Source organism: Azospirillum baldaniorum, assembly GCF_003119195.2.
Lineage (GTDB): Bacteria > Pseudomonadota > Alphaproteobacteria > Azospirillales > Azospirillaceae > Azospirillum > Azospirillum baldaniorum.
This window is the reverse complement of sequence record NZ_CP022253.1, coordinates 2,443,474-2,467,071: the sequence shown is the minus strand read 5'-3', so window position 1 is coordinate 2,467,071 and position 23,598 is coordinate 2,443,474. Positions and strand designations below refer to the sequence as shown.

At 66.7% G+C, this 23,598-nt stretch carries 24 protein-coding genes; 6 read left to right on the top strand and 18 right to left on the bottom strand.

Features of this window, described 5'->3' with window-relative positions; genetic code table 11:
* Window positions 1-105: 105 nt before the first annotated feature.
* Genes nifS through Sp245p_RS11705 form a run of 3 tightly spaced genes read right to left on the bottom strand, consistent with a single transcriptional unit; the run spans window position 106 to window position 2,659 of the window.
* Complete coding sequence (gene nifS / locus Sp245p_RS11715) at window positions 106-1,311, bottom strand: cysteine desulfurase NifS (RefSeq protein ID WP_014239770.1); 1,206 nt, start codon at window positions 1,309-1,311, stop codon at window positions 106-108.
* A gap of 3 nt (window positions 1,312-1,314) precedes the next feature.
* Window positions 1,315-2,232 carry a Fe-S cluster assembly protein NifU gene (nifU, locus tag Sp245p_RS11710; protein ID WP_014239771.1) on the bottom strand — a complete coding sequence of 306 codons (918 nt, stop codon included), beginning with the start codon at window positions 2,230-2,232 and terminating at the stop codon, window positions 1,315-1,317.
* A 46-nt stretch (window positions 2,233-2,278) separates the two neighbouring features.
* Window positions 2,279-2,659: a HesB/IscA family protein gene (locus tag Sp245p_RS11705; RefSeq protein ID WP_014239772.1), complete on the bottom strand. Its 381-nt coding sequence runs from the start codon at window positions 2,657-2,659 to the stop codon at window positions 2,279-2,281.
* A 281-nt stretch (window positions 2,660-2,940) separates the two neighbouring features.
* On the opposite strand from Sp245p_RS11705, the gene Sp245p_RS11700 reads away from it, so the two are divergent.
* Entirely contained in the window at window positions 2,941-3,438 is a 498-nt protein-coding gene (locus Sp245p_RS11700) for a hypothetical protein (RefSeq protein WP_014239773.1), read from the top strand.
* A 34-nt stretch (window positions 3,439-3,472) separates the two neighbouring features.
* Here the strand turns inward: Sp245p_RS11700 and Sp245p_RS11695 are convergent, their stop codons facing one another.
* The 14 genes from Sp245p_RS11695 to Sp245p_RS11630 form a co-directional block, all read right to left on the bottom strand.
* Window positions 3,473-4,063, bottom strand: coding sequence for a nitrogen fixation protein NifQ (locus Sp245p_RS11695; protein ID WP_014239774.1), 591 nt, complete (start codon window positions 4,061-4,063; stop codon window positions 3,473-3,475).
* Window positions 4,064-4,131: 68 nt separating this feature from the next.
* Window positions 4,132-4,425, bottom strand: coding sequence for a ferredoxin III, nif-specific (fdxB, locus tag Sp245p_RS11690; RefSeq protein WP_014239775.1), 294 nt, complete (start codon window positions 4,423-4,425; stop codon window positions 4,132-4,134).
* 189 nt (window positions 4,426-4,614) lie between these two features.
* A complete protein-coding gene (locus Sp245p_RS11685; protein ID WP_014239776.1) occupies window positions 4,615-4,821 on the bottom strand; it encodes a CCE_0567 family metalloprotein in 207 nt (68 codons plus the stop codon).
* 10 nt (window positions 4,822-4,831) lie between these two features.
* The gene (locus Sp245p_RS11680; RefSeq protein ID WP_014239777.1) at window positions 4,832-5,296 is read right to left on the bottom strand and encodes a NifX-associated nitrogen fixation protein; all 465 of its coding nucleotides are present in this window, start codon (window positions 5,294-5,296) and stop codon (window positions 4,832-4,834) included.
* A 4-nt stretch (window positions 5,297-5,300) separates the two neighbouring features.
* The gene (nifX, locus tag Sp245p_RS11675) at window positions 5,301-5,702 is read right to left on the bottom strand and encodes a nitrogen fixation protein NifX (RefSeq protein WP_035672311.1); all 402 of its coding nucleotides are present in this window, start codon (window positions 5,700-5,702) and stop codon (window positions 5,301-5,303) included.
* Window positions 5,703-5,749: 47 nt separating this feature from the next.
* A complete protein-coding gene (gene nifN, locus Sp245p_RS11670; protein WP_014239779.1) occupies window positions 5,750-7,150 on the bottom strand; it encodes a nitrogenase iron-molybdenum cofactor biosynthesis protein NifN in 1,401 nt (466 codons plus the stop codon).
* A 5-nt stretch (window positions 7,151-7,155) separates the two neighbouring features.
* A complete protein-coding gene (gene nifE / locus Sp245p_RS11665) occupies window positions 7,156-8,571 on the bottom strand; it encodes a nitrogenase iron-molybdenum cofactor biosynthesis protein NifE (RefSeq protein WP_014239780.1) in 1,416 nt (471 codons plus the stop codon).
* 189 nt (window positions 8,572-8,760) lie between these two features.
* A complete protein-coding gene (locus Sp245p_RS11660) occupies window positions 8,761-10,248 on the bottom strand; it encodes a methyl-accepting chemotaxis protein (protein ID WP_052584235.1) in 1,488 nt (495 codons plus the stop codon).
* 438 nt (window positions 10,249-10,686) lie between these two features.
* A complete protein-coding gene (locus Sp245p_RS11655) occupies window positions 10,687-11,895 on the bottom strand; it encodes an NAD(P)/FAD-dependent oxidoreductase (protein ID WP_014239782.1) in 1,209 nt (402 codons plus the stop codon).
* Between the two features lie 145 nt (window positions 11,896-12,040).
* Complete coding sequence (locus Sp245p_RS11650; RefSeq protein WP_014239783.1) at window positions 12,041-12,571, bottom strand: RrF2 family transcriptional regulator; 531 nt, start codon at window positions 12,569-12,571, stop codon at window positions 12,041-12,043.
* 210 nt (window positions 12,572-12,781) lie between these two features.
* A complete protein-coding gene (nifK, locus tag Sp245p_RS11645) occupies window positions 12,782-14,341 on the bottom strand; it encodes a nitrogenase molybdenum-iron protein subunit beta (protein ID WP_014239784.1) in 1,560 nt (519 codons plus the stop codon).
* Window positions 14,342-14,371: 30 nt separating this feature from the next.
* Complete coding sequence (gene nifD, locus Sp245p_RS11640) at window positions 14,372-15,811, bottom strand: nitrogenase molybdenum-iron protein alpha chain (protein ID WP_014239785.1); 1,440 nt, start codon at window positions 15,809-15,811, stop codon at window positions 14,372-14,374.
* Window positions 15,812-15,952: 141 nt separating this feature from the next.
* The gene (nifH, locus tag Sp245p_RS11635; RefSeq protein WP_014239786.1) at window positions 15,953-16,834 is read right to left on the bottom strand and encodes a nitrogenase iron protein; all 882 of its coding nucleotides are present in this window, start codon (window positions 16,832-16,834) and stop codon (window positions 15,953-15,955) included.
* A 272-nt stretch (window positions 16,835-17,106) separates the two neighbouring features.
* Window positions 17,107-18,357: a hypothetical protein gene (locus tag Sp245p_RS11630; protein ID WP_109138519.1), complete on the bottom strand. Its 1,251-nt coding sequence runs from the start codon at window positions 18,355-18,357 to the stop codon at window positions 17,107-17,109.
* Window positions 18,358-18,700: 343 nt separating this feature from the next.
* Between Sp245p_RS11630 and Sp245p_RS11625 the strand changes: the two genes are divergently transcribed.
* The 5 genes from Sp245p_RS11625 (at window position 18,701) to Sp245p_RS11605 (ending at window position 22,565) form a co-directional block, all read left to right on the top strand.
* Window positions 18,701-19,588 carry an NAD(+)--dinitrogen-reductase ADP-D-ribosyltransferase gene (locus Sp245p_RS11625; protein WP_014239790.1) on the top strand — a complete coding sequence of 296 codons (888 nt, stop codon included), beginning with the start codon at window positions 18,701-18,703 and terminating at the stop codon, window positions 19,586-19,588.
* A 27-nt stretch (window positions 19,589-19,615) separates the two neighbouring features.
* Complete coding sequence (gene draG, locus Sp245p_RS11620) at window positions 19,616-20,509, top strand: ADP-ribosyl-[dinitrogen reductase] hydrolase (protein ID WP_014239791.1); 894 nt, start codon at window positions 19,616-19,618, stop codon at window positions 20,507-20,509.
* Window positions 20,510-20,517: 8 nt separating this feature from the next.
* Window positions 20,518-20,946: an ArsC/Spx/MgsR family protein gene (locus Sp245p_RS11615; protein WP_014239792.1), complete on the top strand. Its 429-nt coding sequence runs from the start codon at window positions 20,518-20,520 to the stop codon at window positions 20,944-20,946.
* A 75-nt stretch (window positions 20,947-21,021) separates the two neighbouring features.
* A complete protein-coding gene (locus Sp245p_RS11610; RefSeq protein ID WP_014239793.1) occupies window positions 21,022-21,789 on the top strand; it encodes a class II glutamine amidotransferase in 768 nt (255 codons plus the stop codon).
* Window positions 21,790-21,938: 149 nt separating this feature from the next.
* Window positions 21,939-22,565, top strand: a complete 627-nt coding sequence (locus tag Sp245p_RS11605) for an FMN-dependent NADH-azoreductase (RefSeq protein WP_014239794.1) — start codon at window positions 21,939-21,941, stop codon at window positions 22,563-22,565.
* A gap of 152 nt (window positions 22,566-22,717) precedes the next feature.
* On the opposite strand, the gene Sp245p_RS11600 is transcribed toward Sp245p_RS11605, so the two are convergent.
* The gene (locus Sp245p_RS11600) at window positions 22,718-23,596 is read right to left on the bottom strand and encodes an SIR2 family protein (protein ID WP_014239795.1); all 879 of its coding nucleotides are present in this window, start codon (window positions 23,594-23,596) and stop codon (window positions 22,718-22,720) included.
* Window positions 23,597-23,598: the final 2 nt, after the last annotated feature.

The window sequence follows — 23,598 nt, the reverse complement described above, 5'->3', positions numbered from 1 at the left end:
GTGCCAGGGTGTTGTGTCGCAGACCGGGCCGGGGAACCGCGTCCCGGCGGGTGTCGTCGGGCGGGTTGCCGGGGCGCGGGCCCGGCCCGGCCTGCGATCTCGGTGTTACGAGTAAACCGGTGCGAACTCCTTCGGCGCGCCCGCCTGCGACCAGTAGGGCGACAGCGAGCGCAGCTTCGCGATGATGCCGGGGACCACAGCGATCACCCGGTCGATCTCCCCCTCGGTCGTCTCGCGCGACAGGGAGAAGCGGGTGGCGCCGTGGGCGGCCGTGTAGGGCACGCCCATCGCCCGCATCACGTGGCTCGGCTCCAGCGACCCGGAGGTGCAGGCCGACCCCGAGGAGGCGGCGATGCCAGCCTCGTTCAGCAGGAGGAGGATCGCCTCGCCCTCGATGTACTCGAAGGCGACGTTGCAGGTGTTGGGCAGGCGGTTGGCCGGGTTGCCGGTGACGAAGCAGTTCGGAACGGCGGCCAGGATGGCCTGCTCCAGCTTGTCGCGCAGCGCCTTCACCCGCGTGTTCTCGTCGGTCATGTGCATGAGCGCGAGCTGTGCGGCCGCCCCCAGCCCGACGATGCCCGGCGCGTTCTCCGTGCCGGCGCGGCGCGAGCGCTCCTGGTGGCCGCCGCGCAGCATCGGGCGGAAGCGCAGGCCGCGCTTGACGTAGAGCGCGCCGATGCCCTTGGGCGCGTGCAGCTTGTGGCCGGACAGCGACAGCATGTCCACCGCGCTGCTGGCGAGCGTCATCGGGATCTTGCCGACCGCCTGCACGGCGTCGGTGTGGAACACCGCGCTGGCGGCCTTGGCGAGCTGGGCCAGCTCCTCGATCGGGAAGATCGTCCCGGTCTCGTTGTTCGCCCACATGATCGAGACAATGGCGACGTCCGGCGACAGGGCCGCCTTGTAGGCGTCCAGGTCCAGGTTGCCCCGGTTGTCCACGCCGATGCGGTGGACGGTGTAGCCGCGCTTTTTCTCCAGATAGTCGCACAGCGCCAGGACGGCGGGATGCTCGACCACGCTGGTGACGATGCTCTTCTTCTTCGGGTAGGCCTCCAGCACCGACAGGATGGCGGTGTTGTCGCTCTCCGTGCCGCCGGAGGTGAAGACGATCTCGCTGTCATGGGCGGCGCCGAGCAGCGCCTGCACCTGCTTGCGCGCCCATTCGATCTTGCCGCCCACCGCGGCGCCGAAGCCGTGCATGGAGGAGGGGTTGCCGAACTGCTCGGTGAACAGCGGCAGCATCTCCGCCAGCACCTCCGGATCGACGCGGGTGGTGGCGTTGTTGTCCAGGTAGATTCCCTGTGCGGTCATGGCTCAGGCCCCCACCGGCAGAAGGGAGGCGGGTTTGACGCGGACGAACTCGCCCAGCGCCTCGACCAGCTTGGCCTGCACGCCCATCATGGTGCCGGCGGACTGCGAACAGCCGGAGCAGGCGCCGGTCAGCCGGACGTAGATGTCCTTGCCGTCGATGTCCACCAGCTCTACGTCGCCGCCGTCGCGCTGGATCTGCGGGCGCAGCTCCTCGATGGCGACCATGATCTTCTGCATGCGCTGCACGTTCGTGAGCTTCGCCGGGGCGGCCTCGGCCTTCGGGGCCAGCGGCTTGATGGCGTCCAGCCCGACCGTGCCGGGGGCGTGCGGCTTGGGCGGGGCCAGCGCGCCGGTCTTGGCGAGCACGGCCTCCAGCACCTCCTCGATCTTCTCGTGGCAGGTCTGGCAGGAACCGCCGGCCTTGGTGTAGTGGGTGACCTCCTCCAGCGTGGTCAGGCTGTTGACGGTCACCGCGCGCTCGATCATCGCCGCGTCGATGCCGAAGCACTTGCAGACCAGCTCGCCTTCCTCGTGGTCGTCGACCCACTCCTCGCCCTTGAAGTTGGCGATGGCGGCGCGGAGCGCCTCGGCGCCCATGACCGAACAGTGCATCTTCTCCGGCGGCAGGCCGCCCAGATACTCGGCGATGTCGCGGTTGGTGACGGCCAGCGCCTCGTCCACCGTCTTGCCGATAATCATCTCCGTCAGCGCCGACGAGGACGCGATGGCCGAGCCGCAGCCGAAGGTCTGGAACTTCGCGTCCTCGATGACCTGGCTGTCGGGGTTGACCTTCATCATCAGCTTCAGGGCGTCGCCGCAGGTGATCGACCCGACCTCGCCCACGGCGTTCGCCTCATCCAGCGCGCCGGCGTTCTTCGGGTTGAAGAAGTGTTCCTTGACCTTGTCGGTGTAGTTCCACATGACGCCTTGCCTTTCCCGCGTTACCGGGTGGGGGGAGTGTTCGGGGTTAGTGGGCGGTGCCGCAGCCGCCGGCCGCCGGCGCGGAGGAGCAGCTGCCCCCCGGACCTGCCGAGAAGGACTTGCCGCAGCCGCAGCTGCCCGTGGCGTTCGGGTTGTCGAACTTGAAGCCCGCGCCCTCGACCCCTTCGACGAAATCGACCACCACGCCGGTCAGGAAGGGCTGGCTGGTCGGATCGACGAAGATCGTCACCGGGCCGAAGGTCAGCACGGCGTCTTCGTCGCCCGCCGTGGCCTCCAACCCCATCTGGTACTTCATGCCGGCGCAGCCGCCGTCGGCCACCGCGATGCGCAGGCCGGCCGCGGCGCCGCCGGACTTCGCCAGCACGCGCTCCAGGGTGTTCACCGCCGCATCCGTCAGGGTCACCATGTCTGCCGCCTCCAAATGCTTCGTCGGGCATGCCGACCGTTCCTGGTCATAGGATCAGCAAGCGGCGTGCCAAATTCTAAGTCTTTGATTTTGATGAATTGTCAGGTCGGGCGGCTGACGCCTTCCCGACAATTGTCGGGTCGGGGGCATGTCGGCTTTGTGACATCCTGCGACGAAAGGACGCACAAATTAATTGTGGGCTTTTGCGAAACCGGCTTGCGGCCCATACAGGATTGTCGGACGGGCGCACGGTTTTGCGAAACAACGGAAGGGGACGGGTGATGGAGCGGCCGGTCGAATTGCGGATGTCCAACGGGCGGATGGCCTTCGGCGAGGTGCCCGAGCACATCGACGAGAAACTGCAGGAGGCGGTGAAGGCCCGCCCCGACGCCGCGGCCTGTGAGGCCCTGCTGTGGGAGGCCCACCGGATGGGGCCGCGGGTGCTGCCGGTGTTCTACGCGCTCTACAAATTCTACTTCAACCGCAAGCGCTTCGCAGACGCGGAGCGGGTGGCGACGATCGGGCTGGACGCGGCGGCGCGCGAGGGTGGCTATGCTGGCGACTGGCGGAGCCTGCGCGTGGACAGCGCGGATTGGGCGAAGGAGGGGCCGCCACGCTTCACCCTCTTCACCCTGAAGGCGCTGGCCTTCATCAGCCTGCGCAGCGGGCGGGTGGAGGAGGCGAGGGCGATCCTCGCCAAGCTGACGGACATCGATCCGCAGGACCGGGTCGGCTACGGCGTCATCGCCGCGCTGGCGAAAGGTCTGGGGGAGGAGTGACTTGGGAAGAGGGGTGATTGACGGTTTGGTTCCGTCAGTCACCCGACCCGAAGCACACGGCCTCCGCGCCGCAATCGCGGCAGACCGGGGCACCGCAGGGGATCAGCCCGTCCCGTGCGCAGAGGAAGCGGTAGAGAAAAGCCTTCCAACGGGTGCCGGTGGCGTTCAGCAGGGCCAGCGAGTCGAAATGGCGCTCCATCAGCGCCGCGAGATGGCTCGGGCCGGCCAGTCCGAGATCCCGCCACAGCTCGCCCTCGTCGAGCATGGCCCGCGCCACGATGGCGGCGAGCCAGTCCTCCTCCTCGATGCCCAGCGAGCGGTGGGCGAGCAGAAGGGCGGCGATGTCGTCCGCCTCACTCCGGAGAAGCGGCGGCAAGGGGGTGGGCGAGCTGTCGGGAACAGGCAGGCCGGCCGCGAAGGCGCCGGGGAAATAGCGGTCCAGCAACTGGCCGAGCGCCCGGTCGTCGAGACCCAGCGCGCCCGGACCCGCCGACCAGCGGCGGGACAGGATGCAGGCGAACAGATGCGCGTCGAAGACGTTGCAGCGTCCCTGGCGGTCGGTCAGCCAGCGGTACAGAAGCGTGGTGTCGCCCACCCCCGGCGGGGCGGCGTGCAGGATGCCCATGGCGTCCTCCTCCGGGGGCGGGCGGCCGTCAGGCCGCTTCAGACAGGTTCAGGTAAGGTTGGCGACCCTCAGGCCGCCTGGGGCAAGTGGGTGATGCAGTTCTTGGAACAGACCTTGCCGCAGCTTTCGCAGCCGATGCAATTGCCGGCGTTCTTGACGCTCATGACCTTCTTCTCGGCCTCGTCGTCGAAGGCGTCGACGATGTCGCCGTCCTCGGTGATGCCGATCAGCTCCAGCACGTCGCGGCCGCAGACCTTGAAGCAGCGGCCGCAGCCGATGCACATCTTCTGGTCGATGCTTTCCACGAATTTCGGCGTCCAGGCGGCGCCGCCGCGGGTGGTGCCGGTCACGAACTCAGCCATCGTCTGCTCCTCAATCGGGCTTGGTGTCGGGGTTTTTGGTAGGGATGTGGGCGGGTGCTGGTCTTGCCCCCACCCCGGCCCTCCCCCGCTATCGCAGGGGAGGGAGATGATCGCGAAGCGGCGGCAGTTCCCTCCCCTGCGTCAGCGGGGGAGGGTTAGGGTGGGGGCACGGCTTACCAATCAGTCCGCTCAGGCGGACGCCGTCTCCAGCGCCTTCAGCGCGGCGCGCTTCTCGGTCAGGGTCTTGTAGGCGTCGTAGGTTTCCTGGGCGACCTGGAGGATGGACTGCCAATTCTGCGGCAGCTCCTCCGACAGGTCGTGCAGGTCCATCTTCTTCTGGGTCGCGCGGGCGTTGAGCTTCTTGACCTCGTCCTTCAGGGCGTCGATGTCGAACATGGCGGAATCCTCACAGATCGGCGACGTCGGGATATTTGCGGATCAGCGCCACGGCCTCTTCCACGACTTTCGCGCCATCGGCGGCCAGCTTTTCCAGCGACGGGAAGCCGAAACGGTGGACGTCGCGCAGATGCTTCGACACCACGACCAGCCGGCCCGTGGTCAGCACCATGCGGCCGAAGCCCTCGTGGCTCATCTTCATGATGGGGGAGGCGATGTGGCCGGTCTGCTTCTCGACCGTGATGCCGACGGCCTTGTAGAACAGCTCCAGCCGCCACAGCGTGTCGGGGTCCGGGTCGCCCATGATCGGGATGGCGGCGCGGGCCTCCTTGTCGAGGATGAAGGGGGCGAGGATCGTCTCGTCGCTTTTGCCTTCCCAGGCGCCGTAGCTGTCTTCGGCGCGGAACAGCATGACCAGGGTCTTCAGAAAGGCCTCGGCGAGATCGCTCCCGGCGGCCACGGTGGTGTCGGTCATGCTCTCAATCCTCCTCGTCGAAGGCCAGCTCCTGCGGCTGGCCGGCGTTCAGGGCCTTGCGCAGCCAGGGCGGCGGGTTGCCGTTGATGGTTTCGACCAGACGGTCGAGCAGGGCGGTGATGGTCTCCGTGGCCTCCACCTTCACGGGGTGGATCTTCTTCGCCACCACGCGGGCGGCGGCGGAGGCGCCGATGGCCGACAGGTAGACGATGGCGCAGTCGGCCAGCGCGTCGAGCTTCGGAATCAGCTTGTCCTCGTTGCCGTCCTCGAACATCGAGCCGCCGAACTGGCAGGTCTCGACCATCGTGTAGCCGGCCTTGTCCACCTCGTAGACCACGATGTTCTTGGCCCACCCGAAATGCGCGTCGACGTGCTGCATGTCCTGGGTGCAGAAAGCGACCTTCATGGAACCTCCTTTGCGGGGCCGGCCCTCCTCGGCCTGGCCCACCACACTCAGCCGGCGCTGCATCCGCATGATCCGCTCCCGCAGTGCTGGCCGTGTTCATGCCCGTCCCCATGACGATGACCGTGAGCGTGGCCGTGCTCGTCGTGGTCCATCTCGCGGGACAGGAACAGGTTGCCGATCTCGAACAGAAGCTCGCGGGTGCCGCGGTAGCCGACATGGACCTTCAGCCCGGCGCCCAGCCGGTCGAACATCGGAAGACCCATGCGGTGCAGCGGCACGCCGATGCGCGCCGCCCCCTGCCGCCCGTGCGAGTTCGACACGATCAGGTCGGCGTCGCGGGCCAGCGTCTCCACGTCGGAATGGTCGCCGACCATGACGGTCGCGGCCTTCAGCTTCTCCAGCACGGCGGTCTGGGTGGGGGAGACGGCGGCGATCACCTCCGCCCCCATGTCCGCCAGGAAGCTGGTGACGGCGTAGAGCAGGTCCGGCTCCAGCGCCACGGCGATCCGCTTGCGGCTGTAGAAGAAATGCCCGTCCAGCATGCCGTCGACCAGCGTCTCGCGCTGGCGCCGCAGCTTCGCCGGCACCGGGCGGCCCGACAGCTCCGACAGGGTGCGGACGAGGCGGTCCGACGCCTCCAGCCCGGTCAGCCGGTCGAAGAAGACGCTGCGCACGTCGGTCTTCAGCTCCAGCGCGGCGGCGGCGACGCGCATGTGCTCGCCGATCACCAGCGTGAGTTCCGACGCGCCCATGGACGCGATCTGGTCCACCGTCACGCCGCCCAGCGAGGTCGCCGTGAAGTCGTCGGGCTGGCGGCCCGACATGGACAGCGACAGGTCGGGCAGGAAGATCGGCGACAGGCCGAAGCTCTCGATGATGTCGCGCAGTTCCTCCACGTCGCCCGGCGACAGGTGGCAGCCGGCCAGCACATTGATCTGGCCCTTCATCGTGGTTTCCGACGGCTGGACCACCTCCTCGACGATGCCGGTCACCGCGGCGGAGAAGCCGTCCTCGAAGCCGCCGGAGAAGTCCGGGGTGTTGGCGAAGACCAGCTTCAGGCCGGCCAGGGCGGGGTTGCGCTGGCGGAACAGCGAATACTGCCCGGACATGTCCTCGCCCTTGGTCTCGGTCACGCCGGTGGTGGCGACGCCGATCAGGGCGGGCGCGTTGCGCTCGTGGATGGTGCGGACGGCCTGTTCCAGATTCTCGTAGCCGCCGAGGATGGTGGAGACCTGATCCATCGCCGTGGTCTGGAGCGGGATAGCCTCGCGGAAATGACGGACCAGCAGGACCAGCCCGAAGGCGGTGCAGCCCTGGCTGCCGTGGAACAGCGGCATGCAGCGGTCCACGCCGAGGAAGGCGAGCGCCGCGCCCAGCGGCTGGCTCATCTTCAGCGGGTTGGTGGAGGCCGCCTTGGCGGAGTGGGGGAAGCGCTGGATGTTGCCCATGGCGGTTACGCTCCCACCGGCCGGGCGTCCGGCTTGGCATCCGGTTTCAAGTCCCAGGGGGCGGCCAGACGCACCTGCCGCCAGATCGGGTTGGACAGGGTCTTGTCGATTTCCTCACACAGGTTGACGATGCCGTCATAACCCGCGTAGGGGGTGTGGCGCTCCTGGTTCAGGTCGAGCCACGGCACCTTGGCCTTCAGCGCGATGAACTGCGACCGGCCGCCGGACATCATGATGTCGGCTTCGCTGTCGCGCAGCATCTTGTAGATGTCGCGGGGCTTCAGGTCGTCCCACTGGTGGAACTCCTCCCCCTTCATCTTCTTGATGCGCTCCTTGTCCTCCTTGGTGGACTTCTTGGTGGAGGTGCCGACGATGGTCAGCCCGGCGCCCTCCAGCGCGGTGACCATCGACCAGCTCTTCACGCCGCCGGTGAACAGCAGGACGCGCTTGCCGTCGAAGCGCGGCTTGTAGGGTTCCAGGCGCCGCCAGACGCGGCTTTCCTCACGGGCGATGACGCCCTCGGTGCGGTCGATGATCGCCTTGTCGGCGCCGCGCTCCACCAGCATGCGGGCCATGGTGCGCAGCGTGTCCGACATGTCCGACACGCCGTAGAAGGAGCCTTCGAAATAGGGGATGCCCCAGCGCTCCTGCATCTTGCGCCCGACATTCACCAGCGCCTGCGAGCAGACCACCATGGTCAGCCGCGCCCGGTGGGCCTGCGCCACCTCGTTGTAGCGCCCGTCGCCGGAGATGCAGGACAGGATGCGGATGCCGATCTCGTCGAGCAGCGGCTTCACCAGCCACAGTTCGCCGGCCAGATTGTATTCGCCGACGATGCAGATGTCGGTCGGGGTCGTGACCTCCGGCTCCACCGTGCCGATGACGTGATCGAGCAACGTCTCGCCGGCCAGCTTGTTGCCCAGGTTCTTCGATCCGACGAAGCCCGGCGCCATCACCGGGATCACCGGCTTGCCCAGCTTCTTCGCGGCGAATTTGCAGACCGCCTCGATGTCGTCGCCGATCATGGCGGGGACGCAGGTCTGATAGACGAAGACGGCCGGCGGATCGTACTGCTGCACGATCTCCTTGATCGCCTTGTAGAGCTTCTTCTCGCCGCCGTGGATGATGTCGAGTTCCGACATGTCCGTGGTGAAGCCGGTGCGGTAGAGCTGCGAGCCTGACGATTTGGTGCCGCGGTTGTCCCAGGAGTTGCCGAGGCAGGCGATCGGCCCGTGCACGAGGTGGGCGGCGTCGGCGATCGGCTGGAGGGCGATCATGGCGCCGTCATAGGCGCAGCCTCCGGCGGCGGCTCCCGGCTTCAGAGCCTTGGAGCAACCCTTCTTCCGCTCCTTCTCCGACTTGGCTTGGTTGGTGGAGCAACCCGGCTCGTTGAAGACGTCCTGGAGCTTTTCCTGGAGCATGACCTTCTCCCGCCATTGGCCGACATCGGCGCCTGTGGGTCAGTCATATGCAGGAGGTGTGCCAAGGAGTGATTTGTTTATATTCAATAAGTTAAGTCGATCGCCGTCGTGTGCGATACCCGACAATCGCGGACTTTGTCGGGTATCGCACAGCCCGGGGCGATGGCCGGCCGCGCATGGCGCGTGCCGTCAACGGGCCAGCACCTTGGCGGCTTCCTTGGTTTCCGAGACCGCCGACGCGATCTGGGTGATCGCGGAGTTGATGGCGCCGATATTGTGATCGACGGCGCTGACGGAGGCCGACGCGTTCTGCATGTTGGTGGACATGTCGCCGGTCACCGCGCTCTGCTCCTCCACCGCCCCGGCGGAGACGGTGACGAATTCCATCAGGTTGCTGGTGGCCTGACGGATGTTGCCCAGCGACGCGACGACGTCGGACGAGACGGCCTGCATGCCTTCGATCTCCTTGGAGATCTGGGCGGTCGCGTTGGCCGACTGGTTGGCGAGATTCTTGACCTCGTTGGCGACGACCGCGAAGCCGCGCCCGGCCTCGCCAGCCCGCGCCGCCTCGATGGTGGCGTTGAGCGCCAGCAGGTTGATCTGGCTGGCGATCGAGCTGATCAGATCGACGATGCCGCCCATCGCCTTGGCGACCTCCGTGAGGCGCGCCGCCGCCCGGTCAGCGTTCCCCGTCTCGTCCATCGCGGTGCTCGCCGCCTGACGGGAGCGGATCATGCTGTCGGCGATCTCGCGGGCCGACGCGGCGAGTTCCTCGGCGCTGGCGGCAACGGTCTGGACGGTGCCTTGCGTCGCGCCCGACCGCTGGGCGGCGTCCTCGGCCTGCCGGCCGGCGGCGGACAACGCGGCGTCGATCTCGGTGAAGTTGTTGTCGATCAGCGCCTTCAACTGGTCCAGCAGTTCGACCTGGCGGGTGATGTCGGTGGCGAACTTGACGATCTTGGACAGCCGGTTGCTGGTGTCGAACACCGGGTTGTAGGACGCCTGAATCCACACCACGCGGCCGCCCTTGCCGATCCGCTTGTACTGGGCGGCCTGGAAACGGCCCTGGCGCAGGCTCTCCCAGAAGGCCCGGTAATCCGCGCCGCCGTGCTCCGCCGGATCGACGAAGGTGCTGTGATGGCGCCCTTCGATCTCCGGCAGCGTGTAGCCGAGCAGGGACAGGAAATTCTCGTTGGCGGTTATGACGGTGCCATCGGGGGTGAATTCGATCACCGCCTGGGACTTCGAGATGGCCTCCGCCTTGCCGCGCAGATCGATGTGTTCGAGATGGCGCTCGGTGACGTCGGTGCAGACCTTCACCACCTTGTGGGTAACGCCCTGGCGGTTCTTGATCGGGTTGTAGGAGGCCTCGATCCAGACCTCGCGCCCGCCCTTGCCGATGCGCTTGTACAGGGAGGACTGGAACTCGCCGCGGCGCAGGCGCTCCCAGAAATCCCTGTAATCCAGGCTGTCGTGAAGATTCGGGTCGACGAATATCCGGTGATGCTTTCCTTTGATTTCCTCAAGGCTGTAGCCCATACATCGGAGGAATTGATCATTCGCCGACAATATGTTGCCAGATGTGTCAAAGGTGATCATGCCATTAGATTTGTCTAATGCGTTGGTTATTTCCGTCGCTTCCGTGTCTGCCGACCTTAGAAAGGTTTTAAAGGGCATGTTGATTGTCCTTATGGGGCAAAAAGGGAATGATGATTTGAGATTATCAGCAATTTATATAAAAAACAATTAATTGGTGTTCATGCAGTGTCGTAGAGTGCCATGTCGTTTCGGTGATGATTGTATTCGCTAAGATATGTCGTTTCGCAGATAGGTAATTGTACGCAATTTTTTGTTGATATTGTGGTCATTCTTCCGGTGGTAATGGCTCGCACTCCAGGGATTTAAATGATTGTCTGTTCAACCGCCAGGCATCGCAGAGGGGATTTGCAAAAGCGGACGAGACCGTCTCTCGTTTATCTCTTTCCATGGAAAGCTGTGAGAAGGGTGTGCCTGCAAAGGGTGCGGGCTGGTCGTGCCGGGGTGTTCCACCGAAAGTAATGCCTGTGCGGAACCACGCGTTGCGGTGGCAAGGGGCGCGGCTCCGCAGGGCCATCGTCAGGGGACGATCACATAATCGGGGTTGGCGATCGCGAAGACGGCGTCGCGGTCCGGCTGGGGCGGGTAGATCCACTTGGTGTTGATCTCGCGCTTCACCGCCTTGCCCTCGTCGCGGGTCAGCCGGACCTGCCGGTCCCAGCCCTCCGTGAAGAGCGCCCCCCACGGACCGAGGTCGAGGCAGGTCACGTATTTGGGCTGGCTGTAGGGGTGGGTGGGCAGGCCGACCAGCTCCGCCGCGGCGTTGTGGCCGGCGACGCGGCCCAAGCTGAGGGCGTGCTGGCAGGACATCGCGGCGACGTTGCCGAGGTCGTCGGTGGCGGCCCGCGCCACGTCCCCGGCGACGAAGATCCCGTCGCTGCCGACCGCCCGCAGGAACGGATCGGCCGGGACGCGCCCGAACCGGTCATGCCCGCCGCTGATCTGCGCGGCCAGAGGGTTGGCGCGGGCACCCGCCGTCCAGACGACGGTGGCGGCGGCGATGCGCTCGCCGGTGGAGGTGGTGACGCCCCCAGCGTCGATGGCGGCGACCGCCGTGCCGGCGACGATCTCCACGCCGCATTCGGCCAGCGCCTGCTCGATCACGGGTCGCGGCACAGGGCCGAGGTCCGGGCCGATGGCCGGCGCCTGTTCGACCACCACGACGCGGATCTTGGCGTCCGCGCCCAGGATGGCGCGCAGCCGGTCCGGCATCTCCGCCGCCGTCTCGATGCCGGAGAAGCCGCCGCCGGCCACCACCACGGTGTTGCGCGCCGCCGTTTCCGGCCGGGCGGCCAGGGCCTTCAGATGGGCGTCGAGGGCGTGCGCGCTGTCGAGTTGGTCGACGTTGAAGGCGTGCTCGGCGAGACCGGGAATGGGCGGGGTGAACAGGCGGCTGCCGGCGGCCAGGACGAAGCGGTCGTAGGGCAGGGTGAACTCGGCGCCGTCGGTGCCGGTGACGTCCACCGCGCGGCGGCCGGCGTGGATGGTCGTCACGACGCCGGAGACGTGGCGGACGCCCACGGCCTCGAACAGCGCGGCGAGGTCCGGCGCCATGCCTTCCAGAACCGCTTCGTAGAGGCGGGGGCGGATGTGGAGCTGCGGGGCCGGCGAGACGACGGTGATCGCGACGTCGCCGTCGCGGCCGGCCACCGCCACGGCGCGGGCGGCGGACAGGGCGGCCCACAATCCGGCGAAACCGGAACCGGCGATGACGATTCGTTGGGTCATGACTCTGTGTCCTTCTGAAAGCCGGACATGGGGGAGCGTTCTGGCGCGCGGGTGCGCGGCAGCCATCCCGTCCGTCCGGCGGAGGTCCGGGAAAAGCTCAGAGCATCGGGGGAGGCGTGGTGGTCGGGCCGGCTACGGCGGCCGACTATGGCGTTTGCCGTGTCCGTGATGCGGCGCGAGCGCTGAGGCGCGCGTCGATCCAGGTCTGGACGTCGCCTTGGAATTCCGGCGGGGTCTTGCGCCCGAAGGTCTCGCCGACGCTGGCCAGCGTCTCCTTGGCCAGCGTGTCGCGCATCGCCTTTTCGGCCTTCAGCATCACGGCGTGGATGGCGCAGACGCCGGAGGTCGCCCAATCCGGCGGCCTATCGTCGAAGACCGCGCAGCGGCCGCGGATCTCCTGGCACTCGAACAGCGGCTTCTCGCCCTCGATGGCGTCGACGATGACGAGAAAGCTGATGTCTTCCGGTGCCTTGGCGAGGCGGTAACCGCCGCGCACCCCTTCGCTGGCCGTGACGATCCCCGCCTTCTCCAGCTTCGGAAAGATCTTGGCGAGGAAAGAGGGGGAGATTCCCTGCAACTCCGCCAGATCCCGGCTGCTCAGCGGCGTGTCGCCGGCGGCGGCCAGCCAGAGCAGGCAGTGGATGCCGTATTCAACGCTTGCGGTGAGGTGTGCCATGGCGTGGCCCGTCCAACGGTCTCGACAACACAGACCGTATCAGTCCGCGTTCTCAAGCGCAAGACGGAAACACGGATGATGTTTATCCGCGTTTATGGGCGAGGCGGCAGGCCGGACATGGAAAAGCCGGAGCCCACCTTGCGGTGGGCTCCGGCTCTCCGGGGAAGCGGCCGGGCGGGGGGATGGAGGCCCCGCGCCGGCCGGGGGAGGTCAGCGCACCAGATCGAACGAGTAGTCGGTCTCGCCGACGATGTTCGTGTTGGCGTCCATATCCTCGAAGATCCGATCCAGGATGCGCACCAGCACGTTCAGAGCGCCCTGGTAGCCCCAGGTCGGGTAACGGTGATGATGGTGGCGGTCGAAGATCGGGTAGGTCAGGCGGATGAGCGGGATCTTGGTGTCGCGCTCCAGGTACTTGCCGTAGCTGTTGCCGATGATGTAGTCGACCTTGTCGGTGAACAGCAGCGAGCGCAGGTGCCAGAGGTCCTTGCCGCCGTAGGCCTTGCCGGACTTGCCGAACGGCGAGGCGTCGAGCACCTTCTGAACCTGCTTCTCCCACTTCTTCGAGCCGGAGGTGGACAGGATGTGCACCGGCTCGGCGCCCAGCTCCATCAGGAACTTCGACATGCCCAGGCAGAAGTCCGGGTCGCCGTACACGGCGAAGCGCTTGCCGTGCAGGTGGGTGTGGCTGTCGGCGATGGCGTCGACGAGACGACCACGCTCCAGCTTCAGCTCCGCCGGGACCGGCTTGCCGGACAGCTCGGCCAGCTTCAGCAGAAGCTCGTCGGTGCCGGTGACGCCCATCGGGTAGTTGTACTTGGCGACCTGCTGGCCCTTCTCCTTGATGAACTGCAGGGACTGCGGGGTGCAGTATTCCTGCATGGAGATGGTGGCCTTGGCGTGGACGGCCTCCTTCGTGGCCTCCAGCGGGGTGCCGCCGTCATACATGCGGTACTCGCCGTCGGCCGGGGTGTCGAAGTTGTCCGACACGTCCGACAGGATCGTCAGGTCGATGCCGAACAGGCCGGCGATGCGCTTCAGCTCGCGGTTGTTGCCGACCGCAAAGCCGTCGAAGCCCGGGATCAAGTTGATCTTCTCGTTCTTCGGGGTGTCGAAGTTCTCCGACGTGCCCCAGAAGTGGGTCAGAACGCCCTTGATCATGTTGTCGTAGCCAACGATGTGGCTGCCGACGAAGGCCGGGGTGTGGGCGAAGGGAACCGGGAAATCCGCCGGGACGCTTTCCTTGTTCTTCGCGTTGTTGATGAAGCCGGACAGATCGTCGCCGATGACTTCCGCCATGCAGGTGGTCAGCACCGCGATCATCTTCGGCTTGTACAGCGCGTAGGCGTTGGCCAGGCCGTCGATCATGTTGTTCAGGCCGCCGAACACCGCCGCGTCTTCCGTCATCGACGAGGAGACCGCGGAGTTTGGCTCCTTGAAGTGGCGGGTGAGGTGCGTGCGGTAGTAGGCGACGCAGCCCTGCGAACCATGGACGAAGGGCAGGGTGCCCTCGAAACCCTGGGCCGCGAACATCGCGCCGATCGGCTGGCAGGCCTTCGTCGGGTTGATGACGACCGCCTCACGGGCGAAGTTCTTTTCCTTGTACTCTTCCGTCTTGGTCCACGCGGAAACCCGGGCGACCTCTTCGTCGGAGTGGCCGTACTCGAACTCCGTCTTCTTGCGCTCGAACAGCTCCTTGTATTCGGGCTGACGGAAGAGCGTGAAGTGGTCGATGACCTTGTCGGCGCTCTGGGAAACGGGGTGGGACATGCTCATTACTCCTATCTTCCAGAGGCCGCTTTAGAACGGAGCCTTCATGATGCCCCAGACGGGGTTGTTGATGGCCAGATCCATGTCGCGGGCGAAGATCGCGAAGCCGTCGTAGCCGTGATACGGACCCGAGTAATCCCAGGAGTGCATCTGGCGGAAGGGCAGGCCCATCTTCTGGAAGACGTACTTTTCCTTGATGCCCGAGGCGACGAGGTCCGGACGCATCACTTCGACGAACTTCTCCAGTTCGAAGGCGGTGACGTCGTCGTAGATCAGCGTGCCTTCCTTCACGTAGTGCTGGGTGCGCTGATAGTCGTCGTTGTGGGCGAATTCGTAACCCGTGCCGACGATCTCCATGCCCAGGTCATGGTAGGCGTCGACCACGTGGCGCGGACGCAGGCCGCCGACGTAGATCATCACCTTCTTGCCTTCGAGCCGCGGCTTGAACTTGGCAATGACGGCGTCGACCATCGGCTGGTACTTTGCGATGACCTTCTCCGCGTTCTCCTTGATGGTGTCATCGAAGAGAGCGGCGATCTTGCGCAGGGACTCGGCGATCTGCGACGGGCCGAAGAAGTTGTACTCCATCCACGGAATACCGAACTTCTCTTCCATGTGGCGCGCGATGTAGTTCATCGAGCGGTAGCAGTGGATGAGGTTCACCTTCGCCTTTGGCGTGTTCTCCAGCTCGGCGAGCGTACCGTCGCCCGACCACTGGGCGATCACGCGCAGGCCGATCTCTTCCAGCAGGATGCGGCTGGCCCAGGCGTCGCCACCGATGTTGTAGTCACCGATGATGGTGACGTCGTACGGGGTGGAGACAAAGCCTTCCTTCGGCTCGGTCTTCTCGAAGATCCAGTCGCGGATGACGTCGTTGGCGATGTGGTGGCCCAGCGACTGGGAGACGCCGCGGAAGCCTTCGCAACGGACCGGAACGACCGGCTTGCCCAGCTCCTCGGACTTGGCGCGGGCGACCGCCTCGATGTCGTCGCCGATCAGGCCGATCGGGCACTCGGACTGGATGGAGATGCCGTTGACGAGCGGGAACAGCTCGTTGATCTCCTCGATCACCTTGTGCAGCTTCTTGTCGCCGCCGAAGACGATGTCCTTCTCCTGGAAGTCGGAGGTGAAGTGCATCGTGCCCCAGCTGTCCACGCCGGTGTCGCCGACATAGTAGTTGCGGCGGCCGGACCAGGAGTAGTAGCCGCAGCCGACCGGGCCGTGGGAGATGTGGATCATGTCCTTGATCGGACCCCACACCACGCCCTTGGAACCGGCGTAGGCGCAACCACGGATGGTCATCACACCGGGGATCGACTTGATGTTCGACTTGACGCCGCAGTCCTTCGCCTCGGCCTCCAGCACGTTCAGGTGCTTGGCGCGGCGCTTGCGCGACTTCTCGGGATACGCTTCGAGAACCTTGTCGACGAGACCCTTGACGTCGACGCCTTCGTTCACGGACAGGCTCATGGTGCCAGTCTCCTGCATGCTCTCATTGTCCGCGCCACTTCAGCGCGGGACCGAGCCCCCTCTCTCCCACCCCGCGCACAAAGGCGGGGTGGGCTGGGGAGGGGGCCAGTTCAGACCTGTGCCCCGTCAGGGACCCAGGTGTCAGGCCTTGGCGGCTTCCTTGGCCTGGAGCTCGGCGAGCTGCTGCTCCTCCGACTTCATGATGCCGAAGTCCATCAGCATCTCCTCCAGCTCTTCCATCGTGATCGGGGTCGGGATGGTGCCCTTGCCCTTGTTCGCGTGGACCTTGTTGGCGAGCTGGCGGTATTCCTGGGCCTGCTGGCTGTCCGGCGCGTACTCGATCACGGTCATGCGGCGCAGCTCGGCGTGCTGCACGATGTTGTCGCGCGGCACGAAGTGGATGAGCTGGGTGCCGAGGCGGGCGGCCAGGGCCGAGGCGAGGTCGATTTCCTTGTCGGTCTGGCGCTCGTTGCAGATCAGGCCGCCGAGGCGCACGCCGCCGCTGTGCGCGTACTTCAGAATGCCCTTGGCGATGTTGTTGGCGGCGTAGAGCGCCATCATCTCACCGGACATGACGATGTAGATTTCCTGGGCCTTGTTCTCGCGGATGGGCATGGCGAAACCGCCGCACACCACGTCGCCCAGCACGTCGTAGGAGACGTAGTCCACGTCGTCGTAGGCGCCGTTCTCTTCGAGGAAGTTGATCGAGGTGATCACGCCGCGGCCGGCGCAGCCGACCCCCGGCTCCGGACCGCCGGACTCGACGCACTTGATGCCCTTGTAGCCGATCTTGAGAACGTCCTCGAGTTCCAGATCCTCGACCGAGCCGGCTTCGGCGGCGAGGTGCAGCACGGTGTCCTGCGCCTTGGCGTGCAGGATCAGGCGGGTCGAGTCGGCCTTCGGATCGCAGCCGACGATCAGGATCTTCTGATCCAGCTCGACCAGCGCGGCCAGGGTGTTCTGGGAGGTGGTGGACTTTCCGATACCGCCCTTACCGTAGAACGCAATCTGGCGCAAAGACATGGGAGGTTACTCCTTTGCTTGGGTCTACAGGGTGTCTTCAATTCCGGGGCGGCCTGCCCAGCGGCCGCTTCGACCCCTTCTCTGCATCCCCCGTGCCAGTTCGCGGAAAATTTTTAAGCCTTTGAAAACGAACAAGAAATTAGATTACGGACGAGCGCGGTCCGCTTTGTCGGGCCTGTGACATACCCGACAAAGCCCGACATTTTGTCGGGTCTCTCGCAATGAAAAGGAAGGGATGGACGAATGTCGTCCGCCAGCGTCAGAAGACGGCGTCAGGCGGCGGCGTGGTTCAGCGCGTCGCGAGCGACCACGAGGCGCAGCGCCAGCGCCTCCAGCTCGTCGCCGTCCTGGCCCATGTCATAGAGAAGCTGGGCCAGCGACTGGCCGCGGGCGAGCAGGCGGCGCGCCTTGGCCGGGTCGGCGGGGCGGGCCAGCAGGATGCCGACGAGACGCTCCCCGGCGATGCCGGCCAGCGCGCGGCTGCGCTCGGCCAGACGGCGCTCCAGCGTGTCGAGCACCGCCGGCCGCCCGGCATGGTCGAGGTCGGTGCAGAACTGGTGCAGGGAGCGGAGCTGGCGCAGCAGCGCCTCGAACAGCAGCTCGTCAAGGTCGCCGCCGTTGGCGGCCTTTCCGACAAGATCGAACAGCGTGTCGGAAAGCCGCCACGCCGCCGACAGGCAATCGTTCATCGCCTTGCGGTCAGCGGGTTCGACGAAGGCGTTGGCCTCCTCGCGGTGCTCCTCCTGGTCGTCGAGGTTCCGCATCGCGACGACGAGCAGCCCGTCCACCGAGGCCAGCGTGGCGAGGCTGGCGTGCAGCGCCTTGATGCCGCGGTCGGCGCCGAAGCCGTCCATGGCCTCCGCCGCCCGGCGCAGAGCGTGGCGGGTGAGACGGCGCGACTGGTAGACGACGTCGCGCAGGGCGACGGTGGCGCCCAGCGTCTCCAGCATCAGCCGCCGCGCCTCGAAGCGCAGCAGGGCGTGGGCGAGGCTGTCCATGGCGCCGGCGGTGGCACCCCCCGCGACGCCGGCCGGATCGTCTTCCGCGGTTGCGACGGGCGCTTCGCCGCGGACCAGCCGGTCGGCGTCGGCGCGGGCGTCCGCCTCGATGGCCGACACCACCGACAGCACCGCGCCGCGCCCAGCGCCGCGCAGCAGGGCGACCAGGGCGCGCAGGGCGGTGGCCACCTCCAGCGCGCCGGGCAGCCCGTCCTCGGCGGTGCCCTTGTTGTGGACGACGCGGTCGATCAGATGGTCGCGCAGGCGGGGCAGCAGGACGTCCAGGATGATCGGCGCGGTGGGGCGCAGCAGCGCCTCCAGCAGGCGACCCTGCGGCTGGCCGAGCATGGCGGCCAGCGGGTTGACCGGCTTGGGCACCAGACGCGGGCGGTGGGGCTCCAGCAGGGCCAGCACCTCGTCGCCGCGCAGCGGGGTGATGGTGCCGCGCAGAAGCCGGGCGAGCGTCACGGCGTCGCGGGCCTCCCTGGCGCCGCGCAGCGGAACCGGCGGCCGTCCTGAACGCATCGGCATCTTTTCCGAGACGGCGGAAGGAAGAAGAACGCGCGGGGGCTGTACCGCCCGGTTGCGCGTCTCCTGTTCCTTACGCTTCATCGGCCACATGGCCTTGCCTCGTCTTGCGGTGCACTGAATCCTGTCCGAAGAACTATGGTGTCGTCTCGGCATCCGTTCAAACGGATATTTTTTAGATATTTGGAGTAAGCCAAAAGTTGTTTCGTGTATTTAGCCGAATTGTTTTCGAATTCGAAATGTATTGCGGGCTAGGCGGTATCGCCCTGCGATGACGCGGACCCTTGGCTGACGCGCCGGTTCGCGGTATCCATGAAAGAATTGTGGATTTGAGAGCGCGATGGCGGACGGTTCGGCGAGCGGTGGCTTGAGGGATGCGCGGGGGCGGCTGATCGATCCGGATTCGCCGCTGGCGTTGAAGGCGCATCGCACCAACCTGCTGAACGTGACGGCGGAAGCGCTGTGCGCGGAATCCTTCAACGACGAACCGCGGCGCCTGCGCATCGGCGGCACGCGCAGCGAACACGCCGTGCTGTTCGAGGCGCTCGACGAGAGCCCGAACAGCCTGATCGCCGCCGACATCTTCCAGCACTACATGGCCTTCACCTTCGGGCTGAACCCGGACTTTTCCGGCGCCGAGGGCGTGGACGGACGGCGGCGTTACCGCGCCAGCTACCTGCGCCTGCTGAAGGGGTGGCTGTTCGACAGCAACAACGCCGAGGGGGCTGTGCTGAAAGGCTGGGTGGAGAGCCGCTTCGGTCTGCTGCCCACCTATCACAAGGAACCGATCCTGCGCTTCGCCTCCGACGCGTGGCGGACCTACGGCGAGGAGAAGGTCGCCACCCGCTTCCACAACAACAACATCAACCTGCAGCTCGACCTGCTCTACGAGTATTGCCAGTGGTGGATGCGCCGCGGCTGGCCGGACGCGCCGATGCCGTCCCGCGCCAGCCACATCCGGCTCTACCGCGGCGTCAACGATTTCGAGGAACACCACATCGTCGCGCGCCCTGACAAGCGCACGGCGGTCCTGCGCCTCAACAACCTCAGCTCCTTTTCCATCGAGCGCGACATCGCCGGCCAGTTCGGGGACTACATCCTCGAAACCTGGGTGCCGCTCACCAAGGTGGTCTTCTTCCGCGACATCCTGCCCCGCTACCCCTTCAAGGGGGAGGGCGAGTATCTGGTCGTCGGCGGGGACTACAGGGTGGGGGTGTCGCTTCTCTGACAACCGATCACGGGACAGATCCGGCCCATGACTGACCATTCCATCCGCTCGCGCGCGCTGGGCGCCTATCTCGGGCTGGCCTGCGGCGACGCGCTGGGCGCCACCGTCGAGTTTCTGACAAAGGGCGAGATCGCCCATCAATACGGCGTGCACAAGCACATCAAGGGCGGCGGCTGGCTGAAGCTGCCCGCCGGGCAGGTGACCGACGACACCGAGATGTCGATCCATCTCGGCCGTGCCATCCTGGCCGCCCCGGAATGGGACGCCCGCCGCGCCGCGGAGGAGTTCGCCGTCTGGCTGAAGGGGGTTCCCGTCGATGTCGGGGACACGACACGGCGCGGCATCCGCCGTTTCATCATGCACGGCACACTGTCGGAGCCGGAGAGCGAGTATCACGCCGGCAACGGGGCGGCGATGCGCAACCTGCCGGTCGCCCTGGCGACGCTGGGCGACGACGACGCCTTCGAGCGCTGGACCGTGGAGCAGGCGCACATCACCCATTGCAACGCGATGTCCGACGCGGCGACCCTGACGCTCGGCCACATGGTCCGCCGTCTGGTGCTGGGCGGCAGCGTACGCGACGTGCGCGACGAATCGAACAAGCTCATCGCGCAGCACCGGCAATTCAAGTTCCAGCCCTACCGGGGTCTGGCCACCGCCTACATCGTCGATACGATGCAGACGGTCATGCATTATTATTTCCAGACCGATTCCGTGGAATCCTGCGTCGTCGAGACCGTCAACCAGGGCGGCGACGCCGACACCACCGGCGCCATCGCCGGCATGCTGGCCGGCGCGACCTACGGGGTGGAGACCATCCCGCCGCGCTGGCTGCGCAAGCTCGACCGCGACGTCTACAACGAAATCTGCGCCCAGGTGGACGGGCTGCTCGCCCGCTCCCCGGCGCTCAAGCAGGGGTGATTTCGACCATGGCCGACGTGATCTTCTTCGAAAAGCCCGGCTGCGCCGGCAACAACCGCCAGAAGGCCCTGCTGGCGGAGGCCGGGCACACCGTCCAGGCCCGCGACCTGCTGTCCGAGCCCTGGACGGCGGACCGCCTGCGCCCCTTCTTCGGCGACCGCCCGGTGGCCGAGTGGTTCAACCGAAGCGCCCCGGCGGTGAAGAGCGGGGAGGTCGATCCGGACGCTCTGGACGAGGCCGCCGCCCTGGCGCTGATGCTCAAGACTCCGCTGCTGATCCGCCGTCCGCTGATGCAGGTGGGCGACCGCCGCGACTGCGGCTTCGAGGCGGAGCGGGTGGACGCCTGGATCGGGCTGGCCGCCGGGGCGCCGGAGGGCAAGCTGGAAGGCTGCGCCCGCGCCGGGATGCCGCCCTGCCCACCACCCGCAAAGGGGTGACGGGACAACCCGGACTGTCGTAGGTTTGCCCCCGTCCTGTTTGAAACCCGACATTTCAGCGATGGGGGCCGATCCATGTGCGAACTCCTGGGCATGAGCGCCAACGTGCCCACGGACATCTGCTTCAGCTTTCGCGGCCTGATGCGCCGCGGCGGGCAGACCGGTCCGCACCGCGACGGCTGGGGAATCGCCTTCTACGAGGGGAAGGGCTGCCGCGCTTTCCACGACCCGGCGCCGAGCTGCGAGTCGGAGATCGCGCGGCTGGTCAGCAGCTATTCCATCAAGTCCTGCGTGGTGATCTCCCACATCCGCCGCGCCAACCGCGGCCGGGTATCCCTGGAGAACACCCATCCCTTCACGCGGGAGCTGTGGGGCCGCGTCTGGACCTTCGCCCACAACGGCCAGCTCAAGGGCATCAAGGACCGGACGCTGACCTTCTACGAGCCGGTCGGGACGACGGACAGCGAGCACGCCTTCTGCTGGCTGCTCGACCAGATCCGCATGCAGTATCCGGAGCCGCCCAAGAGCAGCGGCGCGCTGATGCGGCTGATCCGCGACCTCGCCACCGACCTCGGCACGCTGGGCGTCTTCAACATGCTGCTCAGCGACGGGCGGTACCTGTGGTGCCACTGCGCGACCAACCTCGCCTGGCTGACCCGCAAGGCCCCCTTCGGCCCGGCGACGCTGATCGACGAGGACATGAGCGTCGATTTCGCCAAGGAGACGACGCCCGACGACGTGGTGACGGTGGTCGCCACCCGCCCCCTGACCCGCGACGAGGATTGGACCGTCATGAAGGGGGGAGAGATGGTCGTGTTCAAGGGCGGCAATCGGGTGCGCTGACCGGGGATTGTTCTGATCCGCGCAACGAAGATTGGCGAAATCGGGGCTCAATCGATTGGCGTAAGCAGGCTTATGGTCACTTCCGAGACAAACCGAAGCGGTGACGGTGCCGGACCGGCGCCCCGCTTCCCGGACAGGAAGACGTGACCATGAAGATCCTTCGCATCGACTCCAGCCCGCTGGGCGACGCCTCCGTTTCGCGCCAGCTCACCGCCTCCATCGTCGCGGCGCTGCGCCAGGCGACGCCGGACGCCGAGGTGTCCGTGCGCGACCTGACCGTCGCCCCGCCGGACCACCTGACCGGTGAGCTGATGCAGGTCGTGAAGTTCCGCAACCTGGAGGGCCTGACCGCCCGCCAGCAGGAGGAGTTGGCCCTGACCGACGCGCTGGTCGACGAGTTCCTGGCCGCCGACGTCGTGGTGATCGGCGCCCCGATGTACAATTTCACGGTCCCGACCCAGCTCAAGGCCTGGATCGACCGCATCGCCCAGGCGGGTCGCACCTTCCGCTACACCGAGACCGGCCCGGTCGGTCTGGCCGGCGGCAAGAAGGTCTACATCGCCTCGACGCGCGGCGGCGTCTATTCGACCAACGCCGCGATGAGCGCGCTGGACCACCAGGAGGCCTTCCTGCGCACGGTGCTGGGCTTCCTGGGCGTTACCGACGTGACGGTGATCCGCGCCGAGGGCGTCGGCATGGGTCCGGACGCCCGCGCCAAGGCGCTGGCCGCCGCCCAGCAGGAGATCGACGCCCTGGCGACCCCGGTCGCGGCGTAAGGAACACCGCATTCCCTCTCCCCTCTGGGGAGAGGGTTAGGGTGAGGGGGGTGTGCGTGTCGTTACGTCCGGCACAAGCGCAACCCCCTCACCCGGCCCTTCGGGCCACCCTCTCCCCAGAGGGGAGAGGGGAGCTTCGCGATGCGCTCGCTTTAATTGGCCCCCATCGCCTCGCTGATCCGCCGGATGGCCTCGCCCAGAGGCAGATCGAGGCGGGTGATGTTCTGCAGCTCCAGGAAGCGCGCCTCGTTCTTCGACAGCTCGCCCTCGATCACCGCCCAGTGCTTGTCCGACGACCGCTTGGCGATCTGGCGGGCGAAGGTGCGCTGGATTTCCTGATCGAAGCGGCAGCCGAGATAGAGGAAGCTCCGGCCCGCCCGGCGTTCCTGCACGACGGCGGGAATCGGCGTCTGGATGTCGATCTCCGTCAGGATCTCGACAAAGTCGCTGTCGGAAATCAGGTAGTTCCCCGCCGGGGCGGCGCTGCCCGATGGCTTGTAGAGCAGGGTCTCCCAGCCCGGCGCCGCGGCGGCCTCGACCTCCGCTCCGCCCGGCGCGTAGTATTTCACCCATTCGCCGACGCCCTGCGGGTGGGACAGGCCCTGGATCTGGCCCCAGCTCCGCCCCGCATCGGCGGTCAGCAGGCTTTCCAGCGTGTTGTCGTACCAGACATCGACGATCATCGGCGGGGCGGGCAGGGTGGCCAGCCACGCGTGAACCGGTGTGGCCGGGACCTCGCGCTTGAAGATCTCGTTCAGGATGCCGTCCAGCGTCTTGCGGTGGCGCCGCGATTCGATGAACTGGGCGACGGCGGTCAGCTGGCTGCGGATGCGGCCCGGTGCGGCGACCTTGGCGTTCAGCCGCTGCGCCAGTTCCAGCGAGGTGCGCGGGATCGGGCAGTCGGCCTCCGGCAGCAGCGCGAAGGCGCCCGGCCCGAGATAGGGCACCACACCCCGCGCTTTCAGCGCCGCGGCGATGTCCGCGATGATGGTGTCGGTGTCCGTGCTGTCGATGACGGCGGTGTCGGTCATGC

Excerpts from the sequence above, each read along its gene's own strand:
- nifS (WP_014239770.1), bottom strand. The coding sequence starts at position 1,311 with ATGACCGCACAGGGAATCTACCTGGACAACAACGCCACCACCCGCGTC.
- nifU (WP_014239771.1), bottom strand. The coding sequence starts at position 2,232 with ATGTGGAACTACACCGACAAGGTCAAGGAACACTTCTTCAACCCGAAG.
- Sp245p_RS11705 (WP_014239772.1), bottom strand. The coding sequence starts at position 2,659 with ATGGTGACCCTGACGGATGCGGCGGTGAACACCCTGGAGCGCGTGCTG.
- Sp245p_RS11700 (WP_014239773.1), top strand. The coding sequence starts at position 2,941 with ATGGAGCGGCCGGTCGAATTGCGGATGTCCAACGGGCGGATGGCCTTC.
- Sp245p_RS11695 (WP_014239774.1), bottom strand. The coding sequence starts at position 4,063 with ATGGGCATCCTGCACGCCGCCCCGCCGGGGGTGGGCGACACCACGCTT.
- fdxB (WP_014239775.1), bottom strand. The coding sequence starts at position 4,425 with ATGGCTGAGTTCGTGACCGGCACCACCCGCGGCGGCGCCGCCTGGACG.
- Sp245p_RS11685 (WP_014239776.1), bottom strand. The coding sequence starts at position 4,821 with ATGTTCGACATCGACGCCCTGAAGGACGAGGTCAAGAAGCTCAACGCC.
- Sp245p_RS11680 (WP_014239777.1), bottom strand. The coding sequence starts at position 5,296 with ATGACCGACACCACCGTGGCCGCCGGGAGCGATCTCGCCGAGGCCTTT.
- nifX (WP_035672311.1), bottom strand. The coding sequence starts at position 5,702 with ATGAAGGTCGCTTTCTGCACCCAGGACATGCAGCACGTCGACGCGCAT.
- nifN (WP_014239779.1), bottom strand. The coding sequence starts at position 7,150 with ATGGGCAACATCCAGCGCTTCCCCCACTCCGCCAAGGCGGCCTCCACC.
- nifE (WP_014239780.1), bottom strand. The coding sequence starts at position 8,571 with ATGCTCCAGGAAAAGCTCCAGGACGTCTTCAACGAGCCGGGTTGCTCC.
- Sp245p_RS11660 (WP_052584235.1), bottom strand. The coding sequence starts at position 10,248 with ATGCCCTTTAAAACCTTTCTAAGGTCGGCAGACACGGAAGCGACGGAA.
- Sp245p_RS11655 (WP_014239782.1), bottom strand. The coding sequence starts at position 11,895 with ATGACCCAACGAATCGTCATCGCCGGTTCCGGTTTCGCCGGATTGTGG.
- Sp245p_RS11650 (WP_014239783.1), bottom strand. The coding sequence starts at position 12,571 with ATGGCACACCTCACCGCAAGCGTTGAATACGGCATCCACTGCCTGCTC.
- nifK (WP_014239784.1), bottom strand. The coding sequence starts at position 14,341 with ATGTCCCACCCCGTTTCCCAGAGCGCCGACAAGGTCATCGACCACTTC.
- nifD (WP_014239785.1), bottom strand. The coding sequence starts at position 15,811 with ATGAGCCTGTCCGTGAACGAAGGCGTCGACGTCAAGGGTCTCGTCGAC.
- nifH (WP_014239786.1), bottom strand. The coding sequence starts at position 16,834 with ATGTCTTTGCGCCAGATTGCGTTCTACGGTAAGGGCGGTATCGGAAAG.
- Sp245p_RS11630 (WP_109138519.1), bottom strand. The coding sequence starts at position 18,357 with ATGCGTTCAGGACGGCCGCCGGTTCCGCTGCGCGGCGCCAGGGAGGCC.
- Sp245p_RS11625 (WP_014239790.1), top strand. The coding sequence starts at position 18,701 with ATGGCGGACGGTTCGGCGAGCGGTGGCTTGAGGGATGCGCGGGGGCGG.
- draG (WP_014239791.1), top strand. The coding sequence starts at position 19,616 with ATGACTGACCATTCCATCCGCTCGCGCGCGCTGGGCGCCTATCTCGGG.
- Sp245p_RS11615 (WP_014239792.1), top strand. The coding sequence starts at position 20,518 with ATGGCCGACGTGATCTTCTTCGAAAAGCCCGGCTGCGCCGGCAACAAC.
- Sp245p_RS11610 (WP_014239793.1), top strand. The coding sequence starts at position 21,022 with ATGTGCGAACTCCTGGGCATGAGCGCCAACGTGCCCACGGACATCTGC.
- Sp245p_RS11605 (WP_014239794.1), top strand. The coding sequence starts at position 21,939 with ATGAAGATCCTTCGCATCGACTCCAGCCCGCTGGGCGACGCCTCCGTT.
- Sp245p_RS11600 (WP_014239795.1), bottom strand. The coding sequence starts at position 23,596 with ATGACCGACACCGCCGTCATCGACAGCACGGACACCGACACCATCATC.